Below are 9051 nucleotides of genomic sequence, written 5' to 3' on the forward strand. Positions count from 1 at the left end.
CCTCGAGGGGGGAATAGACGCCCGAGCCGATAACGCGGTCCGGTCCGATCCGCTGCCAGATCGCGCCGCCGGGGTCGACCGCGTTCAGCCTGGTGCCTTCGAGCGGCCCGCCGACGCCGTGGAAATACCACCAGGGCACGCCGTTCTGCATGGTGACGACTGATGTGTGGTCCCCAAGCAGCGGCGCGATCTGGTCAAGGGCTGGGGAGAGAGAATGGGCCTTCAGCGCCAGCACGACGTAATCCTGGGCGCCAAGCTCGTCGGCTTTGGCGGCGGCCCGGACGGGGACCGAAATCTCCTGGCCATCCTCGATCAGGCGCAGGCCGTCCGCCTTGATGGCTTCCAGATGGGCGCCGCGCGCGACGATCGAAAGATCGGTCCGCCCAGTGATGGCGAGCTTGGCCGCGAGATAGCCGCCGATCGCGCCGGCGCCGAAGATGGTGATCTTCATCGTCAAAGCCCGAGTTTGGCGGCGAGGCCGATGCGCTGCAATTTGCCGGTCGCACCCTTGGGGATCTCGTCCAGGATCAGGATCTTGCGCGGCACCTTGAAATCGGCAAGCCGTGTCGCGGCATAGGTGCGAATGTCGCCCTCGGTGGCACTGATGCCTTCGCGCAGCACAACCGCCGCGGCCACCTCCTCGCCAAGCTTGTCATGCGGCATGGCGAAGGTGACGACCTGCGCCACCGCCGGATGGTCCATCAGCACGTCGTCGACCTCGAGCGGCGAGATCTTTTCGCCACCGCGGTTGATGATCTCCTTGAGCCGACCGGTGACCCTGAGATAGCCGTCCTCGTCGAGCACGCCCTGGTCGCCAGTGTGGAACCAGCCATGCGCGAAAGCCGTGGCATTGGCATCCGGGTTCTTCTCGTAACCCGTCGTGACATTGGGTCCGCGAATGACGATCTCGCCTGTCTCGCCGGCTGCGAGCAGCCGCCCGTCAGGCGCCATGACAGCCACGGCCGGACCGGCGGAGGCACCGACGCTGCCCGGCTTGCGCTGGCCCGGCGGCAGCCGGTTCGAGGCCATCTGGTGCGCGGCCTCGGTCATCCCGTAGGATTCGATCACCGGGCAGCCGAAGGTCGCCTCCAGCTCGGCCATCACCTGCGCCGGCAGCGACGCCGAGGATGAGCGGATGAAGCGCAGACGCGCCGCCGCCAGCGCCTCGGTGTTGCGTGCCGCGCGGGGCAGGATCGCCTGATGCATGGTCGGCACCGCCGTGTACCAGCTCGGCTGCGCCTCGCTCAGCCACTGGAAGAAGCGCAGCGCGTTGAAACCCGGCGTGCAGTAGATGCTGCCGCCGGCAGCCAGCGACGACAGCACGGCCGCGATCAGGCCGTGGATGTGGAACAGCGGCATGATGTTGAGGCAACGGTCATCTGGCGTCAGGCCAAGCGTGCCGCCGATATGGGCAGCCGAGGCCGCAATGTTTGCATGGCTGAGCGGCACCAGTTTTGGACGCGATGTCGTTCCGGAGGTATGCAGCAGCAGCGCAATGTCGCTGTCTTGCGCCATGTCGGGCGCGGCCTGCGGTCCGATCGCTGCGCCCTCGATCATGAAGCTGCCGGCGGGTGTGGCGGGCTGCACGACAAGCCGCAGCACGCCGATGCCAAGGCGTTCGGCCACCGTCACCGCCGGTCCGGTCTCGCCCTCCGCGACAAGGATTGCCTTGGCGCCGATGTCGGTGAGGTAGAAATCGAGCTCGTCGGCCCGGTAGGCGGGGTTGAGCGGTGCCGTCGAGGCGGCGGCCGCCACGGCGACGAAGGCGGTGGCCATCTCGGGCCCGTTCGGCAGCACGATCGCCACCCTGTCGCCGCGGCCGATGCCGCGCGCATGCAGCTGTTTTGCCGTATCGGCGATCAGGCTGCGCAATTCGCCATGGCTGAGCGTCGCCCTGTCGGGTGCCAGGATGGCGGGCGCATCGTCGGCGCCGGCGGCGAGACGGCGGGAGAGGTCTGCGTGGGTTTCGGTTTGGGTCATGATCACCGGCTGGATTTCGAACGACTATTGGTGGAAGCCCCGCTGACGGGCTTGCCTCGATATGGATACGCCATTGGACAACGGATCGCCTCAGTAGCCAAGCGCCAAACCATCCTTGCGCGGATCGGAAGCGCCGGTCAGCGTCCCCTTCTCCCAATCGATCAGCACCACCTGCCCGCCGCCAAGCGGATGATGCGGTTCGGCTATGCGGTGGCCGCGCCCGCGCAGGCCTTCGATTGCATCAGTGGGAACGCCACGCTCGGCCTCCACGGTGTCGTCATTGTAAAACACCCTCGGCGCATCCAGCGCCTGCTGCGGGTCCATGCCGAAGTCGATCATGTTGGTCAGCAGATGGACATGGCCGAACGGCTGATAGCCGCCGCCCATGACCCCGAACGGCATCACCACGCGGCCGTTCTTCGTCGCCATGCCCGGCATGATCGTGTGCATCGGCCGCTTGCCCGGTGCGATCGCGTTCGGATGCGCTGGATCGAGGCGAAAGCTGGAGCCGCGGTTCTGCAGCACGACACCGGACTTGGGGCCGACGACACCGCTGCCGAACGAATAATAGGTCGAGTTGATGAAGGAGACCGCGTTGCGATCGCGGTCGACGATGGAGATGTAGACCGTGTCGCTGCCGGGCAGGTCCACGCGCGGCAGATGCGTCATGGCGCGGTCGCGGTCGATCTCGGCGCGCAGCCGGTCGGCATAGGCGCCGGACAGCAGCTCTCTGACCGGCACCGGGACATGGTCCTGATCACCGACATAACGGTCGCGGTCGCGATAGGCCAGGCGCCCGGCCTCGATCTCCAGATGCAGGCGCTCGGCGCCATTGGGATCCAGCCCGCCAAGCTCGAAGCCCGACAGCAAATTGAGCATCAAAAGCGCCGTCAGCCCCTGATTGTTCGGCGGCATCTGGTGGATGTCATGGCCGCCATAGGAGGTGCTGACCGGCGCCACATAGTCGCCTCTGGTCGCAGCGAAATCCTCGGCCGTATGAAGTCCGCCCAATGCATTGAGCCGACTCACCATATCGTCGGCGACAGCGCCTTCGTAGAAACCGGACCGGCCATGTTTGGCGATGATGCGCAAGGTCTCCGCCAGTTCCGGCTGCCGGTGGACGTCGCCAGCCCTCGGCGCCTTGCCGCCGGGCAGGAAGATGCGCGTGGCGTGCTCGTCGGCCGACAGATCGGTTTCCGGTTCGGCCCAGTCGAAGGCGACGCGGTCGTGCACGACATAGCCGTTCTCGGCATAGTGGATGGCCGGCGCCAGCGCCTCGGCAAGGCCCTTGCGGCCATGGTCTTCGAGCAGGCGGCTCCAGGCATCGACGGCACCCGGCACGGTGACCGCATGCGGCCCCTGCAACGGGATGCGGTCGAAGCCTTTTTCGCGGTACCAGTCGACTGTCGCCCTGGCAGGCGCGCGGCCGGACCCGTTGAAGGCCAGCACATTGCCTTGTCCCCCGGGAGAATAGAGCACGAAGCAGTCGCCGCCGATGCCTGTCGATTGCGGCTCGACCACGCCCTGCACGGCGGCGGCGCAGACCGCGGCATCCATGGCATTGCCGCCGGAGCGCAGCATGTCGATGGCCGCAAGGGTTGCAAGCGGATGCGAGGTCGCGGCAACCGCCTCGGTGGCACGAACCGGCGAGCGGCCGGGAAACTGGAAATCACGCATTCTGTCTGGATATCCCATGGTCACTTCTGCGAATTCGTCTGGTGAAATCAATGCCGCCGGCCGAAAATCTGCGCAACCGACAACAGCACGACCGAGAGCACGATCAGGCAGGTCGAGATGGCGGCGATCGTCGGGTCGATCTGATCGCGTAGCGCATTGAACATGCGGCGCGTCAATGTCGTGGTCTCGCCGCCCGATATGAACAGCGAAACCACCACTTCGTCGAAGGAGGTGATGAAGGCAAACAGCGCGCCCGAGACGATCGAGAAGCGGATCTGTGGCATCGTCACCTGCCAGAAGGCGGCGACGCGGCCGGCGCCGAGGCTGCGCGCCACCCGCTCCTGGTTCATGTCGTAGGAGCGCAGCCCGGAAAGCACGGTCAGCACCACCAGCGGCAGCGCCTGCACCGTGTGCGCGATGACCAGGCCGGTCAGCGTGTTGTTGAGCCCGATGCGCGCATAGAGGAAGAAGGTGCCGATGCCGATCAGAATCACCGGGACGATCAGCGACGCCGTCAGCAGCGCGTTGATGGTGCCATTGAAGCGCAGCGTGCCCCGGTTGATGGCATAGGCGGCCGCGGTCCCGAGCGGTGTCGCCACCAGCACCGTCATGACAGCCACCTTGGCCGAGACGATCGTCGCGTCGCGCCATTCCAGCGACCCGAAATAGGTCTGGTACCAGCGCAGCGACCATTGCTGCGGCGGGAATTGCAGCAGCGTCGAGTCCGAAAACGACATGATGACGATGATGATCGACGGCGCGATCAGGAACAGAAGCACGAGGCCGCCGAGGCAATAGAGCCACAGCCGTTGCCGGTGCGAGATAGGCAGGCCAAAATCCTCGCTCATCGCGAACTCCACACACCTGTGGCGCGCGCGCCGAGCAGCCACTGGAACAGGCCGAGAAGCGCCAGCGTGACCACCAGCAGCACCACGCCGAGTGCTGCACCCGCGCCCCAGTTGGAATAGAGGCTGGTGGTCTGTTCCATGCGCATCGCCCACATGATGACCTTGCCGCCGCCCATCAGCGCAGGCGTGACGAAGAAGCCCAGGCAGAGCACGAAGACGATGACCACGCCCGAGGCGAGGCCGGGCAGCGACAGCGGAAAGAAGATCTGCCGGAAGGTGGCGGCCGGGCCGGCGCCGAGGTTCATGCCGGCGCGCAGGCAGTCGGTGTCGATTGTCTTCATCGAGGCGTAAAGCGGCAGCACCAGGAACGGCAGCAGGATATGCGTCATGCCGATGACGACGCCCGAAAAATTGTTGGCGAGCGATAGCGGCTGGCTGATGACACCGAGGTCGATCAGCCAGCTGTTGATCAGGCCCTTGCGCTGCAGGATCACCAGCCAGGCATAGGTGCGCACCAGGACCGATGTCCAGAACGGCAGGATGACGAAGATCAGGCAGATCGACGCCGCCCGGCGCGGCAGTTGCGACAGCATGTAGGCCAGGGGATAGCCAAGCAGCACGCAGGCGCCGGTGACGATGAAGGCGACCTTGAAGGTGGTGACAAAGGTCTTGATGTAGGAGGCCTGCTCGAAGAATCGCGCATAATTGGCGGCGCTGAAGCCGCCCGCTTCGTCGAACAACGACAGCCAGAACAGCCAGCCGATGGGCACGATGATGATGGCGAAGACCAGCAACAGGCTCGGCGACAGCAGCGCCAGCAGCCGTAGTGATTCACGCCGGGCGTCGGCGCGAAGTGCCTGCGTGTTGAGCTCCCGGCCTGCTGGGCTGCCGGTCTCCTGCATGAGGGCGGTCTGCGCGCTCATCAGTCTGCCGCCACCAGGATCGTGTCGTGCGCATCGAGACCGAAGCTGACCGGCTGGCCGGGAGCCGGCATTTTCGCCAGCACATCGCTGCGGCAATAGTCGCGCAAAGTCAGCTGCCGGCCGTCGCGCAGCACGGCATAGCAGACGAAGCTGTCGCCCTGATAGATGATGTCACTGAGCGTCGCGTTGAGCACGTTGACGCCGCTTGTCGGTTCGGCGGTTGCCAAGAGCCGCAGCTTTTCCGGCCGCACCACCATCAGGTACTGGCCTGCCGCCGGCGTCGCCGCCGCCGTATGGATTCTTCGGTCCTCGTACCAGACGGAGCCGTTGCGGCACTCGACCGGAATGAAATTCGATTCGCCGATGAAGCCTGCTACAAATTGCGTTTGCGGCCTGGCGTAGAGGCTTTCGGGCTTGTCGAGCTGTTCGATGCGTCCGCCGTTCATGACAGCAATGCGGTCCGACATGGTGATGGCTTCGCGCTGGTCGTGCGTGACATAGACGGTGGTCATGCCGAGCCGCCGATGCAGGGCGCGTAGCTCGATCTGCATGTGCTCGCGCAGGCCCTTGTCGAGCGCCGACAAGGGTTCGTCCATAAGCACGATGCGCGGCTCGAAGACGATGGCGCGCGCCAGCGCCACGCGCTGGCGTTGGCCGCCGGAGAGCTGGTCGACCCGGCGCTCGCCCAGTCCCTGCAATTTCACCAGATCGAGTGCCTTCTCGACACGCTCGGCCGTCTCGGCGGCGGCGACGCCGCGTTGCTTCAGCGGAAAGGCGATGTTGTGAAAGACGTTCATATGCGGAAACAGCGCGTAGTTCTGGAACACCATGCCGATGTTGCGCTTGTGCGGCGGCGTGGTGATGATCTCGTCGCCGCCGACCCTGATCGAGCCGGCATTGGCCCGCACGAAACCGGCCAGGATCATCAGCAGCGTCGTCTTGCCGGAACCGGAAGGCCCCAGCAGCGTCAGGAATTCACCAGCCTCGACATCGAGGTTGAGGTCGCGCAGCACAGGCACGCTGCCAAATCGTTTCTCGATCCCGCGCATGCCGATCGGCAACGCGGATGGCGCAATGGACAAGATTTTTCTCTCCCAGGGGCTGAGGCGGCGAAAGCAGGGCGAGGCGTCGCCCTGCCGTGGTTTGGATTGCGGCCGCAGCCTATTGCTGGATCAGATTGTTGAACTTTTCCGTCGCCTCGACCAGGTTGTCGCGCCAGAATTCTGCATCCTGCAACACCTGCTTCTTGACGTTTTCGGGCGCCGAATTGATGTCCTTGATCCTGTCCTGCGGGATCTTGCCAGTCTCGAAAGCCTTCTCGTTGACCGGGCCATTGTCGACATAGAGCGGCAGATTGGCCTGCAATTGCGGGCTGACGAACATCGCCAGCGCCTTCATGGCCGCCTCCTTGTTCTTGGCGCCCTTCGGGATGACCATGCAGTCGGCGGTCAGCACGCCCTGATCGAAGGAAAAGCTGATCGGCGCGCCTTCCTTTTTCAAGGTGCCGGCGCGGCCGTTCCAGATGCTCGCCATGTCGACTTCGCCGTCCTTAACCAGCTGCATGGCCTGGGCGCCGGAGGTCCACCAGGCGTCGACATTGCCGCGGATCTTGTCGACGGACTTCAACGCGCCGTCGATATCGACCGGATAGACCTTGTCGATCGGAATGCCCTCGGCCAGTGCGGCAACGCTCAGCGTTTCCGTCGCCTGGCTGCCGCTCAGCGCGCGCCGTCCCGGAAACTTTTCCACGTTCCAGAAATCGGCCCAGGTCTTCGGGCCTTTGTCGCCGAATACGTCGGTCCGGTAGATCAGCACGACCGAGGTGTAGGAAATGCCGACCCAGTCGTCGTGGACAAGCTTCGGGTTGATGCCGCTCTTGTCGATGATGCCGTAGTCGAGCTTTTCGAACAGCCCTTCCTTCGAGCCGCGCGCACATTCGTCGGCGCCAAGTTCGGTGATGTCCCACTTCACCGCATTGCCGGTCACCTGCAGCCGGACGTCGTCGAGGCCGTTGGTGGTGTCTTCCTTGATGGTGATGCCGAGCGCGTCGGCGGTCGGCTTGAAAAACGCCTTGGTCTGCGCCTCCTGGTAGGTGCCGCCCCATGAGGCGACGGTGATGGTGTCGCCCGCCATGGCGGGGGCTGCGAACGAAGCCATGAGGCCCGCCATCGCAACGATGCTAACGTTTCTGGTTCTGTTCATTTTTCGGCTCTCCAACCGGTGTTCCCATTGTTTTTGATTTGGCATGCTATTTTGTATACAATTTTGAGTGTAGCCTAGCGATCGATGTTGTCAACACCGCCGGCGCGCTCGAAATGTACGCTTCGTGCCGGACCAGGTTGGTGAGGGACGGCTTCACCGGAGGCGTGGCAAATTGCGCCGACTGCGGCTACAGCTATGCGTGTTCCGGCTGAAAGGCCGGAGAAGTGGGAAGGGAAGCTTGGCCAAGGAAACCAAAAATACGCTGCGCGACTCGGTCTACTCCGCGCTGAAGGCGATGATCGTGACCGGCCAGATCCCGCCGGGCTCCCGCGTCACCGAAAACGACATCGCGGCGAAGCTGACGGTCAGCCGAACCCCGGTGCGCGAGGCTTTCAATCGCCTCGAGCGTGACGGGCTGGTCACCGGCCGGCCGCGCCAGGGCTATGTCGTCACCGAGTTCGACATCAACATGTTCCGCGAGGCCTTCGAGATCCGCGAACTGCTCGACGGCCATGCGACGGAACTTGCGGCAACGGCCGCGACGGAACAGGACAAGGCGCGGCTGCGCGCCATGTTGGCCGAATGCGAACGGCTGGCAGCCATTCCGGAACGCACGAACCGGGAAAAATTCCAGGAACTGGAAGTCGGCATCGACCTGCACCGCGTCATCGCCGAAATCAGCGGCAACGTCATGCTGCACAACATGCTGTGCGGCATCCTCGACAAGTGCCAGCACTACGTCTGGACCGAACTCCTGTGGCTGGACGAATGGAAGATCGCCCGCGACGAGCACGCCGAGATCGTCGATGCCATCTGCGCCGGCGACGCTGCCCGAGCCGGCACGCTGGCACGCGCCCATGTGCGCGGCTCGCGAGACAATGTGCTGCGCCTGCTGCAGGCCAAGTCGGATTATCGGAATTTTCTGGCGAAGGCGTCTTGATACAGGTGGCCTTCCTGGCATTCCGCATCGCTGCACAAGAGGGCAACAAATGGCGGTGTGATCGCCGGTTCTCACTTCACCTTTTGCCGAAACTTGGAATGGCAGCTTGAGCAATCCTGGAGGATAAGGTGCAGAAGATGCTCCGCCGGCAATCCGGCCGGATCCGCCTCCGTTGTCTTCAGCCGCTTGCCGAGCAGACTGCCCCCGTCCATTGACGTCATCGCGCCCATGCGCATGTCCCCGGTGATCCGGGCAGGCGCGGTTTCGGCCTTGGCTGCCAATGCATCGGCGAGTTCGCCAATGTGACTGGCGAGCGCCTCGAACTCCGGCCGCGCCTGATCGATTTCCGCTTTGGCGCCCGACGGCGCGCCCAGCGTTCCCGCCGGGAATTCAGCCATCAGGGCGGGTCCGGTACGGGCGCTGAGCGCCTCCGCCGCCGCCTTGAAGCTGGCGGCGTCGTAGGCGCGCTTGCCGCCGAACA

The 9051-nt window shown here is 64.6% G+C and carries 9 protein-coding genes; 1 reads left to right on the top strand and 8 read right to left on the bottom strand.

All coding sequences use genetic code 11. The features are described 5' to 3' along the window. From EN939_RS11025 to EN939_RS11055, 7 genes are all read right to left on the bottom strand, one after another. Positions 1-451: 2-dehydropantoate 2-reductase N-terminal domain-containing protein (locus EN939_RS11025; protein ID WP_164750944.1), on the bottom strand; the 451-nt coding region annotated here is incomplete at its 3' end. Between the two features lie 2 nt (positions 452-453). Next, complete coding sequence (locus EN939_RS11030) at positions 454-1980, bottom strand: acyl--CoA ligase (protein ID WP_127268034.1); 1527 nt, start codon at positions 1978-1980, stop codon at positions 454-456. Between the two features lie 90 nt (positions 1981-2070). Then, on the bottom strand, positions 2071-3657 hold the full coding sequence (gene ggt / locus EN939_RS11035) for a gamma-glutamyltransferase (RefSeq protein ID WP_127268035.1): 1587 nt from the start codon (positions 3655-3657) through the stop codon (positions 2071-2073). Between the two features lie 47 nt (positions 3658-3704). Beyond that, positions 3705-4505: an ABC transporter permease gene (locus EN939_RS11040; RefSeq protein ID WP_127268036.1), complete on the bottom strand. Its 801-nt coding sequence runs from the start codon at positions 4503-4505 to the stop codon at positions 3705-3707. Then, positions 4502-5428 carry an ABC transporter permease gene (locus tag EN939_RS11045; protein ID WP_127268037.1) on the bottom strand — a complete coding sequence of 309 codons (927 nt, stop codon included), beginning with the start codon at positions 5426-5428 and terminating at the stop codon, positions 4502-4504. The genes EN939_RS11040 and EN939_RS11045 overlap by 4 nt, the downstream gene beginning before the upstream one ends. After that, complete coding sequence (locus EN939_RS11050) at positions 5428-6510, bottom strand: ABC transporter ATP-binding protein (protein WP_127268038.1); 1083 nt, start codon at positions 6508-6510, stop codon at positions 5428-5430. The genes EN939_RS11045 and EN939_RS11050 overlap by 1 nt, the downstream gene beginning before the upstream one ends. A 79-nt stretch (positions 6511-6589) precedes the next feature. After that, complete coding sequence (locus EN939_RS11055) at positions 6590-7630, bottom strand: ABC transporter substrate-binding protein (RefSeq protein WP_127268039.1); 1041 nt, start codon at positions 7628-7630, stop codon at positions 6590-6592. Between the two features lie 238 nt (positions 7631-7868). Here EN939_RS11055 and EN939_RS11060 point away from each other — a divergent pair, with 238 nt between their 5' ends. After that, positions 7869-8570 carry a GntR family transcriptional regulator gene (locus EN939_RS11060; RefSeq protein WP_127268040.1) on the top strand — a complete coding sequence of 234 codons (702 nt, stop codon included), beginning with the start codon at positions 7869-7871 and terminating at the stop codon, positions 8568-8570. A gap of 71 nt (positions 8571-8641) precedes the next feature. Here EN939_RS11060 and EN939_RS11065 read toward each other — a convergent pair. Then, on the bottom strand, positions 8642-9051 hold a 410-nt coding region (locus EN939_RS11065), incomplete at its 5' end, for a cytochrome c (protein WP_127268041.1).

It is taken from the genome of Mesorhizobium sp. M7A.F.Ca.CA.002.05.1.1, assembly GCF_003998335.1.
Lineage (GTDB): Bacteria > Pseudomonadota > Alphaproteobacteria > Rhizobiales > Rhizobiaceae > Mesorhizobium.

Coding starts and splice junctions, on each gene's coding strand:
- ggt (WP_127268035.1), bottom strand. CDS start 3,657: ATGCGTGATTTCCAGTTTCCCGGCCGCTCGCCGGTTCGTGCCACCGAG.
- EN939_RS11040 (WP_127268036.1), bottom strand. CDS start 4,505: ATGAGCGAGGATTTTGGCCTGCCTATCTCGCACCGGCAACGGCTGTGG.
- EN939_RS11030 (WP_127268034.1), bottom strand. CDS start 1,980: ATGACCCAAACCGAAACCCACGCAGACCTCTCCCGCCGTCTCGCCGCC.
- EN939_RS11055 (WP_127268039.1), bottom strand. CDS start 7,630: ATGAACAGAACCAGAAACGTTAGCATCGTTGCGATGGCGGGCCTCATG.
- EN939_RS11045 (WP_127268037.1), bottom strand. CDS start 5,428: ATGAGCGCGCAGACCGCCCTCATGCAGGAGACCGGCAGCCCAGCAGGC.